25 protein-coding genes, 1 tRNA gene and 1 pseudogene are annotated in these 22,999 nt (G+C 59.9%); 17 read left to right on the top strand and 10 right to left on the bottom strand.

What is annotated here, in order from left to right; genetic code table 11:
- Positions 1–42 precede the first annotated feature (42 nt).
- Positions 43–1,335, top strand: coding sequence for an MFS transporter (locus tag AB4O12_RS07425; protein ID WP_095179835.1), 1,293 nt, complete (start codon positions 43–45; stop codon positions 1,333–1,335).
- Between the two features lie 7 nt (positions 1,336–1,342).
- Here AB4O12_RS07425 and AB4O12_RS07420 read toward each other — a convergent pair whose 3' ends face one another.
- The gene (locus tag AB4O12_RS07420) at positions 1,343–1,471 is read right to left on the bottom strand and encodes a hypothetical protein (protein ID WP_290127647.1); all 129 of its coding nucleotides are present in this window, start codon (positions 1,469–1,471) and stop codon (positions 1,343–1,345) included.
- 132 nt (positions 1,472–1,603) lie between these two features.
- On the bottom strand, positions 1,604–2,155 hold the full coding sequence (locus tag AB4O12_RS07415; RefSeq protein ID WP_150742029.1) for a cytochrome b: 552 nt from the start codon (positions 2,153–2,155) through the stop codon (positions 1,604–1,606).
- Positions 2,156–2,361: 206 nt separating this feature from the next.
- Here AB4O12_RS07415 and AB4O12_RS07410 point away from each other — a divergent pair, with 206 nt between their 5' ends.
- The 8 genes from AB4O12_RS07410 to AB4O12_RS07375 are packed head-to-tail and all read left to right on the top strand — an operon-like array spanning position 2,362 to position 8,870.
- The gene (locus AB4O12_RS07410) at positions 2,362–3,039 is read left to right on the top strand and encodes a thermostable hemolysin (protein ID WP_056785596.1); all 678 of its coding nucleotides are present in this window, start codon (positions 2,362–2,364) and stop codon (positions 3,037–3,039) included.
- Positions 3,029–4,507, top strand: a complete 1,479-nt coding sequence (locus AB4O12_RS07405) for an AMP-binding protein (protein ID WP_460061140.1) — start codon at positions 3,029–3,031, stop codon at positions 4,505–4,507. The genes AB4O12_RS07410 and AB4O12_RS07405 overlap by 11 nt, the downstream gene beginning before the upstream one ends.
- Before the next feature lie 16 nt (positions 4,508–4,523).
- A complete protein-coding gene (locus AB4O12_RS07400) occupies positions 4,524–5,180 on the top strand; it encodes a TenA family transcriptional regulator (protein WP_460062416.1) in 657 nt (218 codons plus the stop codon).
- The gene (locus AB4O12_RS07395) at positions 5,167–5,976 is read left to right on the top strand and encodes an SDR family oxidoreductase (protein ID WP_460061138.1); all 810 of its coding nucleotides are present in this window, start codon (positions 5,167–5,169) and stop codon (positions 5,974–5,976) included. Before AB4O12_RS07400 ends, AB4O12_RS07395 begins: the two co-directional genes overlap by 14 nt.
- Positions 5,973–6,617: a tetratricopeptide repeat protein gene (locus AB4O12_RS07390; RefSeq protein WP_252869431.1), complete on the top strand. Its 645-nt coding sequence runs from the start codon at positions 5,973–5,975 to the stop codon at positions 6,615–6,617. Before AB4O12_RS07395 ends, AB4O12_RS07390 begins: the two co-directional genes overlap by 4 nt.
- Before the next feature lie 11 nt (positions 6,618–6,628).
- The gene (locus tag AB4O12_RS07385) at positions 6,629–7,291 is read left to right on the top strand and encodes a response regulator (protein ID WP_016774538.1); all 663 of its coding nucleotides are present in this window, start codon (positions 6,629–6,631) and stop codon (positions 7,289–7,291) included.
- Positions 7,288–8,658 carry an ATP-binding protein gene (locus AB4O12_RS07380; RefSeq protein ID WP_252878075.1) on the top strand — a complete coding sequence of 457 codons (1,371 nt, stop codon included), beginning with the start codon at positions 7,288–7,290 and terminating at the stop codon, positions 8,656–8,658. The genes AB4O12_RS07385 and AB4O12_RS07380 overlap by 4 nt, the downstream gene beginning before the upstream one ends.
- Before the next feature lie 8 nt (positions 8,659–8,666).
- A complete protein-coding gene (locus tag AB4O12_RS07375) occupies positions 8,667–8,870 on the top strand; it encodes a hypothetical protein (RefSeq protein WP_056785583.1) in 204 nt (67 codons plus the stop codon).
- An 18-nt stretch (positions 8,871–8,888) separates the two neighbouring features.
- Here AB4O12_RS07375 and AB4O12_RS07370 read toward each other — a convergent pair.
- A pseudogene (locus AB4O12_RS07370) lies at positions 8,889–9,775 on the bottom strand (universal stress protein).
- Positions 9,776–10,220: 445 nt separating this feature from the next.
- On the opposite strand from AB4O12_RS07370, the gene AB4O12_RS07365 reads away from it, so the two are divergent.
- A complete protein-coding gene (locus AB4O12_RS07365; protein ID WP_224787233.1) occupies positions 10,221–10,433 on the top strand; it encodes a hypothetical protein in 213 nt (70 codons plus the stop codon).
- Here AB4O12_RS07365 and AB4O12_RS07360 read toward each other — a convergent pair.
- Positions 10,427–11,398 carry a universal stress protein gene (locus AB4O12_RS07360; protein WP_460061135.1) on the bottom strand — a complete coding sequence of 324 codons (972 nt, stop codon included), beginning with the start codon at positions 11,396–11,398 and terminating at the stop codon, positions 10,427–10,429. The two genes, AB4O12_RS07365 and AB4O12_RS07360, sit on opposite strands and share 7 nt — an antisense overlap.
- 233 nt (positions 11,399–11,631) lie before the next feature.
- On the opposite strand from AB4O12_RS07360, the gene fnr reads away from it, so the two are divergent.
- The 3 genes from fnr (at position 11,632) to AB4O12_RS07345 (ending at position 14,870) form a co-directional block, all read left to right on the top strand.
- Positions 11,632–12,372, top strand: a complete 741-nt coding sequence (gene fnr, locus AB4O12_RS07355; RefSeq protein ID WP_460061133.1) for a fumarate/nitrate reduction transcriptional regulator Fnr — start codon at positions 11,632–11,634, stop codon at positions 12,370–12,372.
- Positions 12,373–12,574: 202 nt separating this feature from the next.
- Positions 12,575–13,915: a putrescine-ornithine antiporter gene (potE, locus tag AB4O12_RS07350; protein WP_423661230.1), complete on the top strand. Its 1,341-nt coding sequence runs from the start codon at positions 12,575–12,577 to the stop codon at positions 13,913–13,915.
- 49 nt (positions 13,916–13,964) lie between these two features.
- Complete coding sequence (locus AB4O12_RS07345) at positions 13,965–14,870, top strand: amino acid ABC transporter substrate-binding protein (RefSeq protein ID WP_460061130.1); 906 nt, start codon at positions 13,965–13,967, stop codon at positions 14,868–14,870.
- A gap of 41 nt (positions 14,871–14,911) precedes the next feature.
- Here the strand turns inward: AB4O12_RS07345 and AB4O12_RS07340 are convergent, their stop codons facing one another.
- Positions 14,912–15,823, bottom strand: coding sequence for a universal stress protein (locus AB4O12_RS07340; protein ID WP_460061128.1), 912 nt, complete (start codon positions 15,821–15,823; stop codon positions 14,912–14,914).
- A 223-nt stretch (positions 15,824–16,046) separates the two neighbouring features.
- Here AB4O12_RS07340 and AB4O12_RS07335 point away from each other — a divergent pair, with 223 nt between their 5' ends.
- Positions 16,047–16,610: an N-acetyltransferase family protein gene (locus AB4O12_RS07335; RefSeq protein WP_460061126.1), complete on the top strand. Its 564-nt coding sequence runs from the start codon at positions 16,047–16,049 to the stop codon at positions 16,608–16,610.
- 53 nt (positions 16,611–16,663) lie between these two features.
- Here the strand turns inward: AB4O12_RS07335 and AB4O12_RS07330 are convergent, their stop codons facing one another.
- The 4 genes from AB4O12_RS07330 to AB4O12_RS07315 form a co-directional block, all read right to left on the bottom strand.
- Positions 16,664–17,587: a universal stress protein gene (locus AB4O12_RS07330; protein WP_460061123.1), complete on the bottom strand. Its 924-nt coding sequence runs from the start codon at positions 17,585–17,587 to the stop codon at positions 16,664–16,666.
- Between the two features lie 100 nt (positions 17,588–17,687).
- Complete coding sequence (locus AB4O12_RS07325; RefSeq protein WP_315434985.1) at positions 17,688–18,929, bottom strand: MgtC/SapB family protein; 1,242 nt, start codon at positions 18,927–18,929, stop codon at positions 17,688–17,690.
- Between the two features lie 46 nt (positions 18,930–18,975).
- Positions 18,976–19,200 carry a hypothetical protein gene (locus AB4O12_RS07320; RefSeq protein ID WP_150742046.1) on the bottom strand — a complete coding sequence of 75 codons (225 nt, stop codon included), beginning with the start codon at positions 19,198–19,200 and terminating at the stop codon, positions 18,976–18,978.
- Between the two features lie 35 nt (positions 19,201–19,235).
- Positions 19,236–20,309, bottom strand: coding sequence for an NAD(P)-dependent alcohol dehydrogenase (locus tag AB4O12_RS07315; RefSeq protein WP_460061120.1), 1,074 nt, complete (start codon positions 20,307–20,309; stop codon positions 19,236–19,238).
- Between the two features lie 255 nt (positions 20,310–20,564).
- Between AB4O12_RS07315 and AB4O12_RS07310 the strand changes: the two genes are divergently transcribed.
- Positions 20,565–21,491, top strand: coding sequence for a universal stress protein (locus AB4O12_RS07310; RefSeq protein WP_460061118.1), 927 nt, complete (start codon positions 20,565–20,567; stop codon positions 21,489–21,491).
- Positions 21,492–21,635: 144 nt separating this feature from the next.
- Here the strand turns inward: AB4O12_RS07310 and AB4O12_RS07305 are convergent.
- Positions 21,636–21,771, bottom strand: a tRNA-OTHER gene (locus AB4O12_RS07305).
- 194 nt (positions 21,772–21,965) lie between these two features.
- Here AB4O12_RS07305 and AB4O12_RS07300 point away from each other — a divergent pair.
- Positions 21,966–22,175 (top strand): hypothetical protein, encoded by a 210-nt coding sequence (locus AB4O12_RS07300; RefSeq protein WP_122602544.1) that lies wholly within the window; start codon positions 21,966–21,968, stop codon positions 22,173–22,175.
- An 82-nt stretch (positions 22,176–22,257) separates the two neighbouring features.
- Positions 22,258–22,983, top strand: a complete 726-nt coding sequence (locus AB4O12_RS07295) for a hypothetical protein (RefSeq protein WP_353187756.1) — start codon at positions 22,258–22,260, stop codon at positions 22,981–22,983.
- Positions 22,984–22,999 lie beyond the last annotated feature (16 nt).

Here is a 22,999-nt window from a genome sequence, read left to right as displayed (position 1 = left end):
GCAGTGGCGCACGTTGCGCTGTTCGATTTTCTTGAGGTTTTTATGTCTCCGCGTTTGCTGGCCATGGCGCTGGCGCCCCTGCTCGGGCTGTTCATTATTGCTCTGGGCAATGGTTTTCTGTCTTCCCTGACCACCCTTCGCCTGGACGCCGCCGGTGCCTCGGCGACGATGATCGGAGTTGTTTCGTCGGCCTACTTCATCGGCCTGACGCTGGGCGCGGTGTTCAACGACCGGCTGATTCTGCGCATCGGCCATATTCGTGCCTACGGCAGCTTCGCCTCGCTGATCGCCGTGACGATTCTGTTGCAGGGTCTGTTCTACGACACCTGGGGCTGGCTCGTCCTGCGGCTGATCAACGGCTGGGCCACGGTCGGTGTGTTTCTGGTGATCGAAAGCTGGCTGCTACTGGCCGGTGACGAGAAGATTCGCGGGCGCTTGCTCGCGCTGTACATGATCGTCCTTTATGGCGCTGGCGTTTTGGGCCAGGCGACGCTCGGGACCATCACCGGCATGAGCGACAGCGCGCCGTTCATGGTCGCCGGCATGCTTGCTGCGTTGTCGGTGCTGCCGATCGTGATCCTGCCGCGCGTGTCGCCGCTGCTCGATCAGGTCGAACCGCTCAAACCCCGGCAACTGCTGGGCGTGACGCCGACCGGGCTGGTCGGCTGTTTCGGCTCGGGGGTGACCATCGCGGCGATTTACACCTTGTTGCCGCTGTATCTGCAACGCAGAGGTCTGGACGTCGGTGAAGTCGGCAGCATGATGGCGTGGACGATTCTCGGCGCGATGTTGCTGCAGTATCCGGTCGGACGCTGGTCCGACCGCACCGATCGCTTGCAGGTGTTGACGCTGCTGACGGTGGCGTGCACCGCGTTATCACTGGTGATTGTGCTGCTGCCGCTGTCTTCGACAATGCTCGCGGCGATGCTGTTTCTGCTCGGTGGCGGTGTCTTCGCGCTGTACCCGGTGGCCGTCAGCCACGCGGCCGACCGCGCCCCGGCCGAAGCGCTGGTGCCGATGATTCAGGGTTTGCTGCTGATCAACTCGCTGGGCTCGGCCATCAGTCCGATGATGATCTCGCCGGTGATGAACTCGTTCGGCGCCAACGGCCTGTTCTGGGTATTTGCGGTGGTCAACCTGAGCATGGTCAGCTTTTTCTTTTGGCGCCGCGGCAAACGCCCGGTGCCGGCCAACCCCGCACCTTTCACGGCGGCAGCAACCTACTCGCCGACGGGTGCGGAGTTGCGGGTCACCGAGGATTTGCGTGTGGCCGCTGAGGAGCATCCGGCGATGATGGATGCGATCAGCGGAGAATTGGTGACGCAGCCGCGGTAACTGGTGATCAGCAACTGCCCGGCGGAATACCGTCCTTGTTGAAGTCCTTCAAGCGCTCGCGCTCTTCTTCGGTGGAATGCGCCGGGGTTGTTTGATCCGGTACTTCTTGCGGCACTTCGGGTTTTTCTTCAGTCATGGCTTTGCCCTCGTTGTCGATGCTATTTCGGCATCGGCGAGGGCCGGCAGTTCCGGATTTTCAACTCCACCGCAGCCATGCGCTTCAGTTACGGCGAGCATTACCTTCAGCGAACAGCGCCAGATGCTTGCCTCAAGAGCGGGCACGCTCAATCAACATCCTCTGCAACGTGTTGTCCTTCACCCAGTAATGGTGGAACAGCCCCGCCAACGCGTGCAGGCCGATCAGCCAGTAGCCGGCACTGCCAATCCATTCGTGCCAGTACTTGAGTTGTTTGGCCAGGTCCGGATCAATAGCCACCGGCGCCGGCACATGGAAGCCGAAGTAAGGAAACGGCTTATCGCCCGCCGCGAGCATCAACCACGCGAGGAGCGGTGTGACAATCATCAATCCATACAGCGCCAGGTGCGTCAGGTGCGCGATTGCGGTCTGCCACGCTGGCGGCTTGGGGATGATCGGCGGACGCGGGGTCAGGCGGCCGATCAGGCGAATCCACACTAACGCGAAGATGCTTGCGCCAAACAGGCCATGCATACCCATCAGCAGGCCGCGTGCTTCGCTGCCTTTGGGCATATAGCCTTTGATTTCGACGCACGCATACACACCAACGAACAACGCCAGCATCAGCCAATGCAGGATGATTGAGAGTTTTCCATAACGGGTTACAGCGGTGTCGCGAATCATAGGAAACGCCTCGTGATTGTTGTGGAGCGACGATCATCTCGCTCGAAATTATCGATCCGGTTGCCCTGAATCAAGGCTGACCATGCTTGCCCAGCCTTAAGGGAGTCTGAAGATCGGCGCTGCGGTTAACGGTTTTTCATCTTCAGACTTCGTTAAGAAATGGCTTGGATACTGCGCTCAAACCCATTGAGGGAGGCGTTCTGCCCATGCCCGAATTCGACTGGAACATCCCGCTGCCCCTGCACTTCGGCCAGGCCGAATCGTTGCCGATGACGCTGAGAAACGCGTTGCCGGAGGACGAGCTGCGCGCGCCCTTCGAAGCCTTTATCCAGCAGCGTTTTCGCACGGCTCACGGTGCCGAAATCCGCCATTTCATGCCCGAGCTGTTCGGCATGCACAACAGCGATGGCCAGTTGTGCGCAGTGGCCGGGGTCCGTCGAGCGCATCTGGAGGCACTGTTTCTCGAGCGCTATCTGGATGAACCGATCGAGCCGTTGATCAGCGCCGCCGCCGGTCGTGCAGTGGATCGCAAGGTCATTGTCGAAGTCGGCAACCTCGCCGCCAGCGATACCGGCAGTGCGCGCCTGAGCATCATCGCCATCACCTATCTGCTGGCCATGGGCGGCCTGGAATGGGTGACCTTCACCGGCAACATAGGGCTGGTCAACAGCTTCCATCGCCTCGGTTTGAAGCCCGTGACATTGTGCGCCGCTGATCCACAGCGACTGGGTGACGAGCGTCAACACTGGGGCAGTTATTACGAAAGCAAACCCTGGGTGCACGTCGGCAACATTCGCGCGGGATTTGTTCACTTGCGCAATATTGGCCTGTTCACTCGCCTGGGTTTGCCGACTTCTGTTGAAGGAGCCTGCCATGTCGCTTGAATTGCAACGCTTCCAGGAAACCCTGCGCGACCATGCCCGGCGCAATGACAACGCCTCAGCCCTGTGGGGCGACACGCTGAGAATAGATTACGCCACGCTGTATGCCGAGGTGTTGTATCGCCAGGAGCGGCTGCGCGATGAGCAGGTGCAGGTGATCGCGCTGGCGCTGGACAACGGCGTCGACGCGATGCTTTGGGATCTGGCTGTGTTGTTCGAAGGCTTGACCTGCGTAACGCTGCCACCGTTTTTCAGTGCCGCGCAGCGCGCCCATTGTCTGGAGCAGAGCCAGGCCGAACGGGTGATCGCCGAGCCGCAACTGCAAGCCGAGCTGCTGGCGGCGGGCTATGAATTACGAGGTGAATTCTGGTGTCGCTCGTTCAATGGCCCGAGTCGCATGCCGGCGGGCACCGCGAAACTCACGTTTACCTCCGGGACCACCGGCACGCCGAAAGGGGTGTGCCTGAGCGCCGACAGCTTCCTGCGCGTTGCCCGGGAGCTTGATCAGGCAAGCGCAGCCACTGGACCGGAGCACCATCTGGCGCTGTTGCCTTTGGCGATCCTGCTGGAGAACCTGGGCTGTTATGCCGCGCTGTACGCCGGTGCGGTGTTGAGCCTGCCAAGCCAGACAACCCTCGGCATTCAAGGTGCCAGCGGCATCGATGTTGCGCGCCTGCTCGGTTATCTGGGCAAGCGTGCGCCGGAGAGCCTGATACTCGTGCCACAGCTGCTGCAAGTTCTGGTCAGCGCCGCTGAACAGAAGGCTTTCGATCCGCAAACCCTGCTCTTCGCCGCGGTCGGTGGCGCGCGGGTGTCAGCGGATCTGCTGCACCGCGCGCAACGGGTCGGGTTAGCGGTTTACGAGGGATACGGCTTGTCCGAGTGCGCCTCGGTCGTATGCCTCAATCGCCCCGGCGCGCGCCGTCCGGGCAGCGTCGGGCGCCCTCTGCCCCACCTCGAGGTGCGGTTGGCCGAGGACGGTGAAGTGCTGATCAAGGGTTCGGTGTTGCTCGGTTATCTGGGGGAGCCGGCGTATACCGATCAATGGTGGCCGAGTGGCGATCTCGGTGAGTTCGATCCGGAAGGTTTTCTCTATCTCAAGGGCCGCAAAAAACACCAATTCGTCACCAGCTACGGGCGAAACGTCAACCCGGAATGGGTCGAGTCAGAACTGACCCAGCGCCGCCACATCGCTCAAGCGTTCGTCTATGGCGAGGCGATGCCGCACAACCACGCCCTGCTCTGGCCGCATCGTCCGGACTGCACCGATGCCGAGCTGGCCGCTGCCGTCGCCGAAGCGAACGAGGCGTTGCCCGATTACGCCCAGGTGCATCAGTGGACGCGCCTGGCGCAGCCCTTCACCGCCGCCAACGGCCTGCTCACCGCCAATGGCCGGCCGCGCCGCGACGCCATCATCGCGCAGTACCGCACGCAACTGACCGAATCCGCCACTTCCGAGGAATCCGCATAATGAGTTTTTCGACACCCTGCAAGAAGCCACGCAACGCGAACGCCACGAACTGTTCAACCTGCCGATCATCGTCGATGCATTGCAAGGCAAGGTCAGCCTCGACAGCTATCGGGCCTTTCTTGCCCAGGCTTACTACCACGTGCGCCACACCGTGCCGCTGATGATGGCTTGCGGTGCACGCCTGCCGACGCGCCTGGAATGGCTGCGCAAAGCGGTGTGCGAATACATTGAAGATGAATACGGCCACGAACAATGGGTGCTCAACGACATTGCCGCCTGTGGCGGTGATCGCGACGCCGTGCGCGATGGTCAGCCGTCATTGTCAATCGAGCTGATGGTCAGTTTTCTCTACGATCTGATCGCCCGGGGCAATCCGGTGGGTCTGTTCGGCATGGTAAACGTGCTCGAAGGCACCAGCATTGCCCTGGCGACCCACGCGGCGGGGAGCATTCGCGATCGCCTGGCGCTGCCGGAAACGGCATTCAGCTATCTGAGCTCCCACGGCGCGCTCGACATCGAGCACATGCAGACCTATCGGCGGTTGATGAATCAGCTGGAAGACCCTGACGATCAAGCGGCGGTCATTCATGCTTCGAAAGTCGTCTATCGGCTCTACACCGACATGTTCCGTGATCTGCCCCGCGACGCTGAGGCCCAATATGCAGCTGCATGAAGCCCGCGTGGTGCTGACAGGTGCCAGTGGCGGCATCGGCCTGGCCATCGCCAGTGCCTTGTGCGCCGCCGGTGCCGGGGTATTGGCCGTGGCGCGGCATCAGGAGGCGCTGTTGCCGCTGCTTGAGCGGTATCCGCAGAACCTGTGCTGGGTCGCCGCCGACCTGACCTTCCTCAGCGATCGGCGCAAAGTGTTGGCCGCCGCCGACGCCATCGGCGGCATCAACCTGCTGATCAACGCCGCCGGGGTCAATCACTTCGCCATGCTCGAACAGCTCGATGACAGTGACATCAACGCGATGCTGGCGGTGAACATCAGCGCGCCAATCTGCCTGACCAAAATGCTGTTGCCGCTGCTCAAGCAGGCTGACAGTGCGATGGTGGTCAACGTCGGCTCGACCTATGGCTCGATCGGCTACCCCGGTTACGCCAGCTATTGCGCGAGCAAATTTGCCCTGCGCGGATTCTCCGAGGCGTTGCGCCGCGAGCTGGCCGACACGCGGGTCAGCGTGTTGTATGTCGCGCCCCGGGCCACCCGCACCTCGATGAACAGCGCCGCTGCGCAAGCCTTGAACGATGCCCTCAAGGCCAGCGTTGACGATCCGCAGACCGTGGCGTCGGCAGTGATGCATGCGATTGCCGGCGACCGTCGTGATCTCTACCTAGGCTGGCCGGAGCGATTTTTCGTCCGTTTGAACAGCTTACTTCCGCATCTGGTGGATCGCGGTCTGCGCAAGCAATTGCCACTGATCCGCCGTCTCAGTGAAAAACCTGACAACGAGGCTTCAAAGCCATGAAAAAACTCTCCACATGCCTGCTGTTTGCCGCCCTCAGTCAAAGTGTCTGGGCGCTTGAGCCGGCTGATCAGCAACGTCTCACCGGCATCCAGCAGAACTGGGCGCACATTCAATACGAGGTCGCGGAAAAGCAGCGCGCCGCAGCGTTCGAGCAATTGGCCAGCGAAGCCAACGCGTTCGCCACGCAACGTCCGAATGTGGCCGAAGCCTGGATCTGGAAAGGCATCGTCACCAGCAGTTGGGCCGGTGCCGAGGGCGGGCTCGGTGCCCTGGGCAAAGCCAAGGACGCCAAAGCGGACCTGGAAAAATCCCTGACGCTTGACCCTAAAGCCCTGCAAGGCTCGGCATACACCAGCCTCGCTGCATTGTACGACCGCGTACCGGGCTGGCCGATCGGCTTCGGCGACAGCGACAAGGCCGAGCAATTGCTCAAACAAGCCCTGCAGCTCAACCCTGATGGCATCGACAGTCTGTACTTCTGGGGCGACCATCTCTACCGTCAGAAGCGCTACGCTGAAGCCAAGGCAGCGCTGATCAAGGCCAGACAAGCCGCACCCCGTGCGGGCCGCGAAAGTGCCGACGCCGGACGTCGCAAAGAGATCGACACCTTGCTGGTGGACGTGAACAAGAAACTCGACTGAAAGGAGTGCGCGTGCGTTTATTACTGATCGAGGATGACGTAGCGCTGGGTGAAGGCATCTATCAGGCGCTGGGCCGCGAGGGATACACCGTCGACTGGCTCAAGGACGGCAGCAGCGCCTTGCATGCCCTGCTCAGCGAAACGTTTGATGTCGCCGTGCTGGACCTCGGTCTGCCGCGCATGGATGGCCTTGAAGTGTTGCGTCGTCTGCGTGACAGCGGTTCGAACCTGCCGGTATTGATTCTCACCGCTCGCGATGCCACCGAAGACCGCATTGCCGGACTCGACGCCGGTGCTGACGATTACCTGGTCAAGCCGTTCGACCTCGCCGAACTCAAAGCCCGCCTGCGCGCCTTATTGCGCCGCAGTGCCGGGCGCGCTCAGGCGCTGATCGAACACGCCGGCATCAGCCTCAACCCCGGCACCCAGCAGGTCAGTTATCAAGGCCAACCGGTCGCGCTCACCCCCAAGGAATATCAGCTGCTGCACGAACTGCTGTCGCCGCCGGGGCGGGTGATGACTCGCGATCAATTGATCCAGTTGCTCTACGGCTGGAACGAAGAAGCGGAAAGCAACACCCTGGAAGTGCACATTCATCACCTGCGCAAGAAGTTCTCCACCGACCTGATCCGTACCATCCGCGGCGTGGGTTATCTGGTGGAGGAGCGTCGATGACCTCGATCCGCCGGCGCACGCTGACCCTGATCATCGGCCTGTTACTGGCCGGTCTGGCGGTACTCAGCCTCTTCAACGTGCATGACAGCAACCACGAAATCGCCGAGGTCTACGACGCGCAATTGGCGCAGAACGCACGCCTGCTGCAGGGCGTGATGCGTATGCCGATGGCGAGTACCGAGCACGCGCAGTTGTATCAGGCGTTCAATCAGGCTCTCGGGGAAGCCAAGCCCCGGGTTGACGGACATCCTTACGAAAGCAAAATCGCCTTTCAGGTGTGGAACCCGCAAGGCGAGGTGCTGGTACATACCGCCAGTGCGCCCTCCTTCACTGCGCCGCCGACGAGAACGGGGTTCAGCGACGTGGTCGACCTGAAAGGTCGGCAATGGCGAGCGTTCATGCTGGAAGACAAGCAGAACGGCCTGCGCATCTGGGTCGGCGAGCGCGACGATGTGCGCACCGACCTGGTCGACCGCATCGTACGCCACACGCTGTGGCCGAACATGCTTGGCAGCCTGATCCTCGCCGCGATGATCTGGCTGGCCATAGGCTGGGGACTCAAGCCCCTGGCAGACATGGCGGCGACTCTGCGCGCCCGTCACAGTGGTTCACTTGAGCCGCTGCAACTGACGCCCCTGCCCAGTGAGCTGGAGCCCATGCAGGCAGCGCTCAATCGCATGCTCGCGCAGATTCAGGAAGTGCTCGGCCGGGAGCGTCGCTTTATCGCCGATGCCGCGCATGAAATGCGCACGCCGCTGGCGGTGTTGCGGGTGCATGCGCAAAATCTGCAGGAGGCCGGTACCGAAGACGAGCGTCGTGAGTCACTTGAGTTTCTGATCTCCGGAGTCGACCGCACGAGCCGACTGGTCAACCAGCTGCTGACCATGGCGCGTCTTGAACCCAAACCCAACCCGCCGCCACTGCAACGCATTGATCTCAGCGAAACCGTACGCAACAGCCTGGTGCAATTGACACCATGGTTGCTGAGCAAACACCTTGAATTGATCTTCGAGGTCAGCGACCAACCGTTTCATGTCCTCGCCGACCCCGCCGCCATCGACATTGCGCTGAATAACCTGATCACCAACGCGGCGAATTTCTCCCCCGAACACGGTGCGATCACCGTGCACCTGAGCGAGTCCGATGGCTTCTGTCATTTGACGGTCGACGATCAAGGGCCGGGAATCGATGAATCGGACAGAGAGCGATTGTTCGAGCGTTTCTACAGCCGTGGCACGGCGCATGGAGCCGGGTTGGGGTTGACCATTGTCAACACCATCGCGATGCGACTGAACGGACGGATTGAACTGACAAACCGCGCAGAGGGCGGTTTGAGGGCGACGTTATCGATTCCGGCAGGGGAATAATCATCCGATTGATTCAGCTGTATGCCGCCGGCCCCAAATACCTGCTGCTCAGCGCTCTGCTCTACGCGCTTGGATCGTTGATTTACCTGGGCACGCTGAAAACACGTCAGGGTCAGCCGCTCAGCGGTCCGGAAACGGGTGTGTTGATCATCATCTGGGCCGCCGCGATTTACGCTGGCCGGATGTTGTGGGCCGGAACGCTGACTTTGTAAGGTGCACCAGCGTTTTCGCTAGACCGCCAGTACGCTGCAGGGAACCTGGTACAGAATATGTTCGGTGGTACTTCCCAGCAGTTTTTCCAGCCCGTGACGTTGAACCCTGCCCATCACAATCACATCCACATCGTGCTCTTCGGCAAACTCACTGATCACCGCCACGGGATGCCCCTCCTGCTATGCCTGTGCTCGTCCGTCACACCGAATTTCCTCGCCAAAGCGCTGTAATGCGCTTGCAGTTCCTTGCGCCGGGCATTCATCAATTCCGAAACCGTCCAGTTGTTCACCACTTCATCCAGATAGTTTTGCGAGACGTCATAGGCATATAACAGGTGCAACTCTGCACCGAACTGAGTGGCGAAGGATGTGGCCTGTTCGACGATCCGGTCATTGAGAGCGCCCCCATCATCTTCGCTTGCAGCTACATCCACTGCCGCTACGACCTTGCGCGGCAGACCCGGGCCAGCAGCGCCCAACAAGTAGACCGGCACCGGACAATCACGCAGCAGCTGCCAATCCAATGGGGTAAACAAAGCGCGTTTGAGTAAGGATTCGTGCTGCACTTCCTTGATCAGCAAATCGGGCTGGTTCACGGTGACGTGATCGAGGATCTCCCGTTTCATGTCTTCGGACCAGCCAACCTCCGTCGTCACCCGCAAACCTTCGGCTCGCAGGCTGGCAGCCTGGCTTGCCAGCCACTCGTGATGGTCCTGTAAATAGGCCGCACGGGCCCTTGCCCGATCCCCTTCCTCCAGCAGCGACAGGAAATCCCACCATTTGATCAAGGCTGCGATATGCAGCGACGCGCCGCTGGCTTTAGCCAGGGCGGCGGCCTGGCTTATCGCCGGAGAATGGCGCAGGGCCGGGTTGATGATCAGCAACAAGTGTTGATATTGGCTCATGTTTGTCTCCAGAGAGATGGACATCTGCGCTCATGTCACTCGCAGCTGACCCGGGCGGAAAGAATCAGACAACAACGTCAATCGAGGTTGCGCCATAGCTCGGCGACGTCCTTGATAAATGTCATATGCAAGGCGCATGGTGCTCGTCCCCCCCACTGAGAAACCTGAATATGGAGGCTTGTCCACCACCCTTGCGCAAGCGCCTGGGAAACCGACAAAGCGGCGATGAAACTGGCGAGCGGCATTGATCTGGATCAATCGCTGCGACGACAAACTGGATCGAAATAGGGTCATGATTCGGCGGCGCCCGCGTTTCGGATCAGCGACAGTCACAAGCTGCTCGAACGCGTGAAAGTTACAGATGCGGCCACAGGGGTGGCAGGTCCGCAACCCACCCTCATTCTTGCTTTGCGAGGTTCACGATATGGTCATCAATGATTCAGCCATGACAACCGCCAATGTCCCCGACGCGATCGATGACAGTGGCGCACTGTTTCACGAAGCCGATCGGCTCAGCGAACGGGCCTATGCCGTCCTTGAAGAGCCGTTTTCTACAGACACCATGCACAAGTTCACTGAAGCGAGGAAACGCGCCGATGAGAAATATCGGCACGCCTGGCAACAATGGCAATACGCACACGGCGGGCGCAGTCACTGATGGATTATCCCCAACCGATTACCATCAACTGCTGCGATGACCGGGCAGGCTGTGGCAGGCATTGCCTTGACCATCAACAAACTGCAAGAAGCCCGGTTCATCAGGCATTCGGCCGTGCCGCCGATGAAGCCGTCGAGCGCTTGATGGTGACAGATACCGAGCACCAGCAGGTCGAACGCGTGCTGCCGGGCGAAGTCTTCGATCACCCGGTACGGGACACCTGAGAGCAGGTGGCTATGCTCTTCATCGAGACCATAGCGCTCGGCCAGCGTATCGAAGGCTTCCTGCTGAGTGTCGTTGATCGCATCGCGCAAACTGTGATCCAGACTCAAGTTCGGCACACTCATCGCCGCATCACCCACCACTGACCAATTGGCGACGTTCAACAAGTGCAACGATGCATCGCATTTAGCTGCCAATGTCGATGCAACGCCAAGTATCCGGTCATTGAGCCCTTGGGTCAGATCCTCGAGATGCGACAGGTCAATGGCCGCCAGGATCTTCAAGGGTTTCGGATGTGCGGCCTCGGTGACCAGATGCACGCAGGCGGGACAATCTCGTACCAATAGCCAGTCCAATGGCGGATGAAACGTTTGATTGAGCGCTGAAACATGGTGAGCATCCTTGATCACCAGATCGACATGAATGTCATTGATGTACTCAAGCACATGCGCCGGGGTGGCCCCGGCCCAGACCACTTCGGTGCTGACTTGCACGCCGGCGCCACGTTGAAACCGGGCCTGCTGCTCCAGCCACTGGCGATGCATCTGCAAATAGCCTTCACGCGCTTGCGCCATGGCGTCGTGGTCGATCAGGCCGGCCAACGCCAGGGACTGGACATGATCGAACGCTACGATGTGCAACAACGCGCCACTGGCCCGAGCGAGCGCCCGGGCGCGATCAAACGCCGGGGTGCGGGTCATTTCGGCGGGTGCGATCAACAGAATGCGTTTGAGCCTGAACATCACGTGTATTTCCAGTCAGCGCCATTGGACGATTCTGCAACTCTGCCAACCGCCACGCTTGATATGCATCAAGTCTCCCCATCAAGCCTGCGACACAAGAGCGGCGCAGAGGCCGTTGCCTTTGTGATTCCCCTCCCCGCCGTTCGTCCGTAATCACGCTGGCACGCCAAACGAAAGGCACGTGCGCTGCGAAGACTTCTATGCTTATCACACTCACTGGAGGCTGCTTATCCATGCTTGAAGCCCACTCGCCCCCGCCGATTCTTAAAACTGCCTGTTCCAACTGCAGCGTGGTTGAGTTGTGCCTGCCGCTCGGCCTGACGGGCCCGGAGGTTGATCGACTCGATACGCTGATCGTGCAGCGATACAAGGTGAAGAAAGGTGTCGCTCTCTACCGGACCGGGGACCCGCTGCGCTCTCTGTACGCTGTGCGAATAGGCTCGTTCAAGACCAGCGTGGTCTCCGTCGACGGCCGCGAGCAAGTGACCGGTTTTCATATTCCCGGCGAAATGCTCGGGCTCGACGCCATCAGTATCGATCAACACGCGTGTACTGCGTATGCGCTGGAGGACAGCGAGGTCTGTCCGATTCACTTCGCACAGCTGGAAAAACTCGCGCAAAGCCTGCCATCCCTGCAGCACAATCTGAATAAACTGCTGAGCCGGGAAATTGTGCGCGATCACAGCATGTTGATGCTCATGGGCAACATGAACTCAGATGAGCGCCTCGCGGCTTTCCTGCTCAACCTCTCACAACGCCTCAGCTCCCGTGGCTATTCCTCGAAAGAGTTCGTGCTGAAAATGCGCCGTGAAGAAATCGGCTCCTACCTTGGGCTGCGTCTCGAAACCATTTGCCGCGGCATTGCCCACTTGCGCGATCAGGGTTTGGTGGAAATCACCGCACGCGACGTAAAAATCCGCAACATGGACGGCCTCAAGCAGATGGTGTCGGGCTGCAACCGCCAGCAGCATTGAGCCCGTCCATGAGTTCCTGCCATGCCTTCGCCATCCCTCGGGCAAGCCATATCGAAGCGATGGGCGCGCTGTTTCGATGCACTTGAAATCACCTGTCTTTCTAACCGTTGAACGTCGCTTGAAAAGCTGCGTACTGCCGATGCCGGCAAAACCTCGTGCGTCGGCTGAGCGGTGATGCGTTGCGCAAATCGAGGGAACTCCGATGGCCGACTCAAGCAAGAAAATGAGCCTCATGGGGCTCACCACACTGGTGACGGTGAACATGATGGGCTCAGGCATCATCATGTTGCCGACGAGCATGGCCCAACTCGGGGCTGTTTCATTGCTGTCATGGATCGTCACCGCTGTCGGCTCGATGGCCATCGCGTATTGCTTTTCCCAGTGCGGCATCTTCTGCCTGCGCTCTGGCGGGCTATCCGCCTACACCGAAGAGGCGCATGCAAAGTCAGGCTTTTTTCTGTGCTCTTACCTGTACTTCCTGTCGCTGGCCATTGCCAACGTGGCGGTGGCGATCTCTGCGGTGGGATACATGACATCGTTCATGCCCTGGCTGGGAAGCGGCGCCATTCCTTTATTCGTTGGGACAGTCGGCCTGCTCTGGCTGACCACCGTGGCGAATTTCGGCGGCCCAGGCATCACCGGCAGGATTGGTGCGGTTACGGTGTGGGGGGTGATCATTCCTGTAGCGGGCTTGAGCATCATCGGTTGGTTCTGGTTCAAACCCGATCTGATCATCGCCGCCTGGAACCCGAATCAACTGCCGATATCCGAGGCCATCAGCAAAGCGATTCCCCTGACACTCTGGGCGTTTCTCGGCATGGAGTCGGCAGCCCAGGCCTCAGATGCGGTCGAAAATCCCAAGCGCACCGTACCGCTGGCCTGTCTGTTCGGGACATTGGGCGCAGCGGTGGTCTATGTGCTATCGACGACGGTCATTCAGGGCATTATTCCCAACGCCGAACTGGCCAACTCATCTGCTCCTTTCGCGCTCGTTTATGCACATATGTTCAATCCCCTGGTCGGCAACATCATCATGGCGCTCGCGGTAATGGCCTGTGTTGGCTCGCTGCTGGGCTGGCAGTTCACGTTGGCGCAAACGGCCAAGGTGACCGCTGATCAGGGCATGTTCCCGAAACTGTTCAGCAAGGTCAGCGCACGCAACGCCCCCATCGTCGGGATGCTGGTCTGCGGCGTACTGCAGACCTTGATGGCGCTGTCGACCATTTCGCCGAACGCAAGCGCGCAGTTTGGAAAACTCGTCAGCCTCGCCGCGGTGACCAACCTGATTCCCTACGTGACGGCAGCCACCGGGCTGCTGGTCATGATGTACAAAGCCAGAGTCAGCGCCGCCGTATACACGCGCAATACCCTGCTGTTAGTGGTTGCCGTGGCCTATTCGTTGTATGCGCTGTATGCCTGCGGCAAGGACGCGGTATTCGGCGGCATCCTGGTCCTGGTGTTCGGCTACCTGCTTTACGGTTTCCTTGCCAAACGTTTTGTCGCTGCCCCTGCGTCTGTCGGCCCCCGGCCTGATAACCCTTGATCGAAGTCTTCGGTACAGCACAGATATCTGAATTCGAGGAACCGCGCGCATGAACGTGAAACTGATCAGAGCCCACCACCTGCTGCTCGTCTGCGTCCTTGCGCTGCTACCGGTAGTGACCCATGGCAATACGCTGGAGCGCATCCGTGCCAGTCAAGCGATCACCCTTGGCTACGTGCCTGACTTCATGCCTTTCAGTGATCAGGCCGCCGATAAAGCCAGCGGCTATGCCATTGATCTCTGCCTGAAAATAGCCGAGAACGTCAGGATCGATCTGAATGTGCCGACGTTGAAAATCCAGTACCAACCGGTCTCGCTCAACGACGAGATGAGCGCCGTCAGTTCCGGCAGGATCGACATTCTTTGTACGCCGACCCCACCCACGCTGGCGCGGCGCAGGGTCGTCAGCTACTCGGTGCCGATTTACACCGCCGGTCTCTCGGCCGTGGTGCGCCAGGATGCTTCCGAAACCTTGCTCAATGTGCTGAACGGCAAAGTGGCCCATACCGGGCCAACGTGGCGAGCCACGGTGAACCGTGGTCTGGCCAATCAGACGTATGCCGCCATCGCCGGCGGGGTCACCGAGACGTGGATACAACAGCAGATGCGATTGCTGGGTGTGGTCGCCACGCTGGTCACCGTAGAGAACGCAGAAGCCGGTCTGAATCTGGTTGCCAATGGCAAAGCCGATGCGTTTTTCGCTGAACGCATGATGCTCAAGCATCTGCTGACCAGAAATTATCCATCGGGCAACCTGGTGCTGCTGGAGCGGATTTTCGAGTCCGCACCGACGGCGATGGCAGTGGATCGAGAGGATGAGGATTTCCGTCTGCTGGTCGACACGGCGCTGAGTGAAATGTACCGATCCGGCGAAATTGAACAGGCATTCGACAAACATCTGGGCGGCGCCGGCGATGCGGCCAGGAAGCTGTTCAAGATCTATGCAATACCGTAGCGGGCCAGCGAACAGGCTGGCTCGCTACGCTGCGATCATGCTCACCGCACAGGCTCTTTCCTCACCGCCAGAATGCTCCCCGGCACCGAATACAAGGCGCGCTCGGTGGTGCTGCCGATCACGCGTTCGATGCCCACGCGATGAACCGTGCCCATCACCACCACGTCGGCCAGGTACTGCTCGACAAACTCATTGATGACCTGCACTGGATGGCCCATGACGAAGTGTCGACGCTCAGGTGGCACACCGTGACGATCGGCAAGGGCGATAAAAGCCTGATGCAGTGTCTGACGCAGCTCGTTCGCCAGATCTTCGTTCCAGCCACCGTTGATCATTGGTGCATCGCCGTTGAAAGCGGCGGACAAATCGTAGGCGCATAGCAGGTGCAACGGCACGTCGCATTGCAACGCCAAAGCGTTCGCCGATCGTATGATGACGTCGTTCAAGCCATTGATTTGGGTATCTGGATCAAACGGGTCAACGGCCGCGACGACACGATGCGGCAACGCATAGCGAATCTGATTGACCAGATGCACGGGGATCGGACACTCACGCAGCAGGTGACAATCGAGCGGCGTGATGAACACGCGCTTGAGCGCCGGTTCCAGTCGCACATCCTTGATCAACAGGTCGGGCTTGAGCACATGGACGGTCTTGAGGATGTCCAGCAGCGGATGGCTGGAGAAGACCACATCAACGGTGCCGTCCAGCCCCTGGTTGCTGAGCTGCTCGAGCTCATCGGCCACCCAGCGACGGTAGCGCCGCTGATAGCGCTGAGCATCCACGTCATCGATTTTTTCCTCCCACAGATGGGTGATCGGCACCGGCTCAACGAACGCCCGCACATCCAGTGCCGCCCCGCTCGCCTTGGCCAGCGCGATGGCACGCAGCATCGCCGCCGATTGATGCAGCGTCTGGTCGGCGACCAGCAACAGACGTTCATATTGGCCCATCACACACCTCCGCTCGGCACCGGCGCGGTGGGCCGGCAGGCTTCAAGACTGCGCCCGCTCGCCCTGGCCGGGCGTTGATTTACATCAAGCCCGGGTCAATGAGCGAGGCGCATGGCAGCTGTCTGATGTAGATCAGATGTCGCCATGGGCAACCGCGTAGAAGGGAGGCAAGCGGACGCTTTTTCAACGCCCGCCAGCCTTTTGAACCGGATGGAGAATGACCATGCTCACCGTCAAAGACCACAACGATCAGGCCGTGGCCGCTTACGCGGCGGTTTCCGGTCAATACTGGATTGAGGCGCTCAAGGACGGTCGCCATGTATTGATCCGGCCGCTCACGGAGAAGGATCGCTTGCGCGAATACGACTTCATCAAGCGCCTGTCCCCCGAATCCAGGCACATGCGTTTTCTCGCCCAGATCGGCGAACCCGGCACCGCTCTGCTCGACCAGTTGATGGACACCGATAACAAACAGCGCACCGCCTTCATTGCACTGGTTCACGAGAACGGCAAGTTGATCGAAATCGGCATCAGCCGCTATGCCGGCACAGGCGGACATCAATGCGAGTGCGCGGTGACGGTCGCCGATGAATGGCAGCACCTGGGCTTGGGCACGTTGCTGATGGAACACTTGATCAAGGCAGCCCGCCGCAACGGATTCCGCCAGATGTACTCGGTCGATGCCGCCAGTAACGCGGCGATGCGCGATCTGGCCAAAAGCCTGGGCTTCGAGACCCACAATGATCCGGACGACGCACGCCAGGTCATTCATCGTCTTGACCTGTAAATGAATCGCCCCGAGGTGAGTCGGCCAACGATTCACCTCGGGGCGTTCGTGTTTCAGGATTGCAGTGTGGGTTGCGGCTTGATCGCCAGCACACTGCAAGGTGCCCGATGCAGCAGCTGTTCGGCGGTGCTGCCTAACAACTTGCTCAAGCCGTGGTGCTGCACTGTGCCCATGACAATGACGTCGATCTGCTTGTTGATGGCGAACTCGCAGATACTGCGCACCGGCGCGCCCTCGATGAAGTGCCGGCATGAGGCCGGCACGCCGTGGCGCTCGGCCAGGGCCGTAAATGCCTCATGCTGCGCAGTGCCCAGCGTTTCATGGATCCCGGTGGCCAATGGCAGTGCGCCGAACCCCATGTCCGTGGCGTAAGCCGCCGTCCAGTCGTAAACATGCACCACATCAAGACTGGCATCGCACTGCGCGGCCAGTTGGGTGGCGGCATCGATGATTTGATCGTTGAACAGGCAGTCCTGCTCTTCGCTGCGCAAGACATCGACGATGGCCAGCACACGGCGTGGGCGCGGATGAGTGTCGTCGGTCACCAAATGCACCGGCACCGGGCAATCGCGTAACAGTTGCCAGTCCAGCGGGGTGTAGAAAATACGCTCCAGCACGGACTCGTGCTGCACATCCTTGATGATCAATAGCAACGGCATCTCGTTGATGAACTGCAGGATCTCGGCGAAGGGATCCTGAACCCACATCACCTCGCTGGTGACCATGATCTGATGCCTCGCCAGCAATGAAGCCTGCTCTGTGAGCCACTGCCGGTGAGTGCGCAGATAACTATCGCGGGCGAGGCGGATCTGCTCGGGGGCAAACAGCCCTGCCACGGCCAGCGCCTGCAAGTAGTCGAAGGCCACGATGTGCAACGGCAATTGCATGGCCTGGGCCAGCGCAGCCGCGCGCTCGAACGCTGGCGTGTGCTCCATGGCTGAAGGAGCGATCAACAGTAAACGCGGAGTCTGTGACATGGGATACCTCGGCATGCGGCCAGCCAGGAGAAACAGTCTTCAGGGTGAATGCTGTGGCCACTGGCAGCTTGATCTTTGTCAGCAAGAGCACCGATTGCGCTCAAAACAGCACAGTGCCCGCCCACATGGCCAAGGTCAGCAACAACTGCCCCGGGATCACGCAGGCAGCGAAACGCCTGCCGCCGCTGACCCACGCCACCACGCATTTGCTCAACGAGTTACTGCTGACGGCAATCAGCGCTGGCACGACTATCGAGTCATAAGGCACCTGGCCCGCCTTGGCCAGGCTTGCGATGGACGCTGTGGCAGAGTGCGCATCGGCAAAGCCCGAAAGCATTGCGGTCAGCCACAAGCCTGCCTGACCAAAGTGGCTGAGCATGGCCGAGGAGACGAATGTGATGCCGGTAAGGGTCAGTGTCACGATGACCGCGAGTTTCAGATTGAACGCCCCTGCCGTGTCGACCGGTTTGCTGCGGCTCCCTCGCGTGGGGTCGGGAAACATCAGGCAGGCGCCGTACAACAACGTAGCGATCAGGCCGAAAAGCAGAGGCGTCCATATACTGTTCAGCAGATTCGGATCAACCATCATGAGGATCAGTCCGACCTGTATCACCGTTGCCAGATTGGAGAAAATCGCAGCCGCGCTGAGGATGCGGATATTGCCCGGCTCATGGGCAAGGCGTTGGCCCATGGTCGCGATCGTCACGGTACTGGAGGCGAAGCCGGATGCAATCGCGCTGATGACGTAGCCATAGCGCGAGCCCAAAGCCCGCACGGCAATGTGGCCGAACGCGCCGACCAGCATCAGCAACACCGTCACGGTACAAATGGTGCGCAGATTGATCGCGGCGTACGGGCCGATATATCGGTCCGGTGCCAATGGCAGTATTACCAGCGCTGCGATCAGCAAGATCAGGCCATCACGCATTTCCGCGTCGGACAACTGGCTGTTGGCAAAGTGATGCAGCGTCTGGCGATAGGCCAAAAGGCCCGCAATCACCACGCCAAGGGCAATTGCCAGCGCCGGCGCGGTTGCGCACAACGCGCCCAGGATCAGCACCGCGATCAACGCCACCTCGCTGGTCAGCCCAGGGTCGTCGCTTTGACTACGCCAGTACGCAACGCTGGTCAGCAACGTGACACAGCCGGCGACGATCCCCAGCAGCAGGCCACCGCCGACCTGTAGCGCGACATACCCCAACAGCGCGGTAATGGCGAACGTGCGCAAGCCGGCGCAGTGTCGCGCATCGCCGGTGCCCTTGTGCCGTTCACGCTCAAGACCGATGAGCATGCCGATCCCCAACGCCGCAGCGGCGCCGGACAGATCAAAAACCTCATTCATGATGGGTAGCGTCCCGCAGGGTCTGCGACCCTGCTCTGCATTCGGCTTACGGCGAGCATTCAACGCTCACGGCCATTCGGCGCGCCGTTGCCGGCCGCGCTGGCAACGGCTGGGCAAACGCATTCGGCCACTCGTGAGGGGCGTTGATACGGGCCTCAAGCACCTCGACAAATTCCTGCGCAGCCTTAAGGCTCCTGAAGCCCACATCCCAGTCATCCATGTGCACGACCCAGCCATGGGGAGCGTGTTTTTCAGCGATCTTGATGTTCATGGAAACCCCGGTTTCAGCGGCACGCCAAGGTGCTTTCAAGGAGTGATTGCGACTTTCATGACCCCGTCGCGTTGATGAGCGAACAACTCATACGCCTGCTCGATGTCGTCCAGTTTGAAACGGTGAGTCACCAGCGGTGACAGATCGACGGCGCCGCTCTGCACCACCGCCATCAGGCGCCGCATGCGCTCCTTGCCGCCGGGGCACAGGGTGGAAACGATGCTGTAATCCCCCAATCCGGCGGCAAACGCGCCGAGCGGGATGTGCAGATCGCTGGAATACACCCCGAGGCTGGACAAGCGCCCGCCCGGGCGCAGCACCCGCAATGCCGACTCGAACGTGCCTTGGGTGCCCAGCGCTTCGATGGACACATCCACGCCACGGCCATCGGTCAACGCCATGATCTGCTCCACCACATTGCCGTCCTTGAAATTGACGGTATGGGTCGCGCCCAGTTGGCGCGCCATGGCCATGCGTTCGGGAACCGCGTCGACACCGATAATCGTGGTGGCGCCCTTCAGGCGCGCTCCGGCCACGGCGCAGAGGCCGATGGGGCCCAACGCAAATACCGCGACAGCGTCGCCGATGGCGATCTCGCCGCGCTCGGCCCCCGAGAACCCGGTGGACATGATGTCCGGGCACATCAGCACCTGTTCATCGCTCAACTCATCAGGGATCGGGCACAGGTTGGCCTGTGCATCCGGCACCAACACGTACTCGGCCTGGCAACCGTCGATCGTGTTGCCAAACTTCCAGCCGCCAATGGCCTTGAAGCCGTGCCGGGTGTCCGGGCCGTCCTGCGAACCGCAACCACACAGACACGCGTAACTGTGCCCGCTTGGGGTGATGGCACCGGCGATCACTCGCTGCCCTTCGATAAAACCGCGTACTTGCGAGCCCAATCGCTCAATGATGCCGACCGGTTCGTGGCCGATGGTCAGTCCTCTTGCCACAGGGTATTCGCCGCGCAGGATATGTACGTCGGTGCCGCAAATGGTGGTGGTGGTCACGCGGATCAACGCATCCAGCGGCCCGACCTCGGGAATCGGCTTGTCATCGAGCACGATGCGGTTTTTTTCAACGAATATTGCGGCTTTCATGGTGGCCATGATGACTTTCCCTCCGCCGACAGGTGAGCGCAGAGCAGAGCTTGAGCCGCGGCGACAGGGTCGTAGTTGATAATGGTCAACTATCCGAGGATCAGTGGTCTTGCTCGACCGTACATCCGCTCACGACCACGCGCTGATGTCTGGTTGATAAATATCAACCCCGCCCTGCTGGCTCGCTCCAGGATAAGCGCATGCGCCACTACTCACTCCAGGCATGCAGCGCAATGCTTGGGTGACTACCTCGGGAGTTCTGTCATGTCTGAGCAATCGCGTTTCATGCTGGTCGTGTCGCCGCTGATGAAAAACAGTCCCGCATTCGACCGCGCCGCCGCACTGGCCAAAGCGTCGGATGCCGCACTGCATATTGTCGCGTTTGATTATCTGGAGGGCCTGGCGACCGCAGGAATGCTCAACGAGCAAGCCCTGGAGCAGATGCGTCTGGGCTATGTCGAACGCCATCATCAATGGCTCGAAGACCAGGCCCGGCCGCTGCGCAAGATCGGAGTGACCGTCACCACCGAGGTCGTCTGGGTGGACAATCCTTTGAAGGAGATCCTCATCCATTTGAAGGAACAGCCGATGGCCGCGCTTGTAAAGGCTCTGGAGCACGAATCATTTCTGTCGCGGCTGATGTTCACGCCGCTGGATATCCACCTGTTGCGCGAATGCCCGGTGCCGCTGCATTTTGTCAGCCACGCTCAAAACGCACTGCCACGCCGAATCGTCGCGGCGGTCGACCCCTTCCATCGTGATGGCCAATACCAGGGCCTCAACGACCGGATCCTGCGCGAAGCAGCAAGACTGGCCGGTATCTGCAATGGCAGCCTGGACGTAATTTATGCTCATGACCTGTCATCGATCAGCGCTGCCGAATTCGGCTTCAATAACGCGTCCGCGATCTTTTCTTCCAGCGCAGCCAAGAAACTGTTCGACGCCCAAGGCGAAGCTTTCCAGGCGCTGGCTGCACGCAACAACATTCCGGCAGAAAACCAGCACATGATTGTGGGCGATCCCGCCAAGGTGCTTTCCAGCTATGCCGATGCTTACGACATCGATGTGATCGTAATGGGCCGCGTCACTCATCGAGGAATAGGCAGACTGGTTGGCAGCACGGTCGAGCATCTGTTGTACAAAATGCCCTGTAGCGTATGGGTGGTAGCGCCGGAAACGCTTACTCGCTGATGGATGCAGTCGACGCTGAAGAAAGGAGTGGAACTTCAGGCACCAGACGGCGACGGAATGGCCAGTCAGTAGCGTGGAAAACATTCCCACGGCACAAAAAATAAGGGCTTGCATGACATATGTCATGCAAGCCCTTGATATTTATGGTGCCCGAAGCCGGAATCGAACCGGCACGCCCTTACGAGCGGGGGATTTTAAGTCCCGCGCCAGAATCAAGCGGGCTGCGGCTTGGATGCGATTTTTTGGGCCGCAATTCGATTCGAAAGACTGACATTCGGCCCAATGTTTTCGCATACCGCAGAATGATTGCGGCCCGAAAAAAGACCTCAAATTTTACGTAAAGATTAAAATCCTATCGGGCACTGAGAAGCTGGCATTATGCCGACTTTGCATAATCCAGCGCTTTGCCCTTCTCCGGCGTTCTGCCGACATTGAATCCCCCTGCTACTCTGGTTTCGTCCAAGGAGGAAACCAATGCCAAACTCTGATCTGCTCCCTTCCCTACTCTTCAAAATCAACGAAAACCAGCTCGCCCTTGAAGCCGCCATCATGGAGCTCACCCTCTGGGTCGAGCAGCGCGGATCCGCCGACGTCGCGGAAAACGTCCGTAGCTCTCTGGCCGCGCTCGATCGAAATGAAGAATTCATCAAAATGACCTTGGCCGTTTTGATGACGCCCGATTGACAGCTCGTCGCCTCACTCTCGCCCACGGGCTTCGCCTCGATTACTGTACATACATACAGCACTCGTACAGCGAACCCGTTTCATGAATTTCAACCAAGCAAAATCCCTTCGCCTTGATCGCTGGCGAGCCACTCTCGATGATCACGACTTCCGTATGCAAAGCCCCGAAGCGCACCGGGCGACCTTGCGAGAAATGGCGATGGATTTGCTGAGCGAAGGCCTGATCGACGCGCTCGAGCAATTCGACATGAACGAAATGGCCGACGCAGCTTATTGGCACGCAGTGGAAGAACTGCAGAGCTTGCCTGGCCAGTACCGGGGCGCATCAAGCTATGACGTGGTACGGGCCGAGAGTAATGAATTGCTCGGCACCATAAGTCGCTCAATATTCAACTTCGCAAAGATTGAGCCGCGCGGCACTTACTCTGGCTATGACGGAAAGGTGTACTCCGAACCTGACGGAGTTTGGTTGTCGCTTGGAATCTCTCGCAGGATCGGAAAAATCACCGGGCTTTCTATGGAGATGAACGGCTGCCTGTACCGGCTGATTGAAACCGAGCGAATGATTGACGGCGTTACCCACCGCGCTCTCGCGGATGCTGACGTCTACCGGGCGCTCGTCGATGCGGCGCAGGTCGCTCAAGAGGAGCGGGATCTTCGGGCGTTTGAAAAGTTACGCCCTCACATCGAGTCGGCGGCGTTCTGCATTTGTCCTGAGTGCCTCGATCGCTTCGGTGCCAGGGATGACTGCACGACATGCGCCGGAAAAGGTTTTGTGACGAAGCCAGCGCCAGCGGGTCTACGCTGAATCAGATCCCCCCGAG

This window comes from Pseudomonas sp. S2_A05 (assembly GCF_054668485.1).
The sequence above is the reverse complement of the archived record's forward strand: the minus strand, read 5'-3'. Positions and strand labels throughout refer to the sequence as shown.